This window comes from Campylobacter sp. CNRCH_2013_0855, from assembly GCF_025773025.1.
GTDB lineage: Bacteria > Campylobacterota > Campylobacteria > Campylobacterales > Campylobacteraceae > Campylobacter_D > Campylobacter_D jejuni_C.
In genome coordinates this window covers 1-656 of the sequence record NZ_JAKMTE010000061.1, presented here as the reverse complement: position 1 = coordinate 656, position 656 = coordinate 1, and the positions used below count along the sequence as shown (strand labels likewise).

Sequence of the window (656 nt, the reverse complement as noted above, 5' to 3'; positions counted from 1 at the left end):
TAAACAAAATCCAAAAGGCTTTAGATGAATGCAAATGAAAATAATATTAGTGTTCATAATGAAAACAATACCACTATTAACATTAAAGAAAGTATAAAAGAAGCCCTAAGAGAAGGACAAGAAATTGTAGAGAATAGTAGAGATGCAACCGGAGAAATAAGCAATACCTCTCATTTTTTAGGCAATATATTCAACCTTTCCCCCAACTCTCCCACTAAAGAAACCCTACAACCTTATATTCAAAAAGTTCAAGTTATTACAGATAAAGTGGATAACAAACTAAAAATTACTGAATATACCTTAGAGTATATTAACAATGGCGATATAACTAAAGTTTTAGTAAAACTAGGAGAAGAAGTTATACAAGATTTTGTTTTAAAAAAAGGCTTAGATATTTCTAAAGAAATAGCACTTATCTTGTTTAGAGGAAAAATTATTTTTGGTATAATTATTTTTGCTGGAGGAAGTGTTATATCTTACTATTTTTCTGAAAACATTAAAGAATTAGCAAAAAAACTGCTAATAAATACTCAAGATTTGCTTAATAAAATCGCAGATAAAATTAAACCTCCTGTTGTATGCCCTAGTAATTCTATAACACCTAATGGTCAATGTATTGATCATCCAAATGATTTTTTTCAAAAACTAATCAATCC

The 656-nt window shown here is 27.9% G+C and carries 1 protein-coding gene; it reads left to right on the top strand.

Annotated elements, in window-relative coordinates:
* Positions 1–24 precede the first annotated feature (24 nt).
* The coding region (locus L8X40_RS08430) for a hypothetical protein (RefSeq protein ID WP_263667690.1) at positions 25–656 on the top strand (632 nt) is incomplete at its 3' end.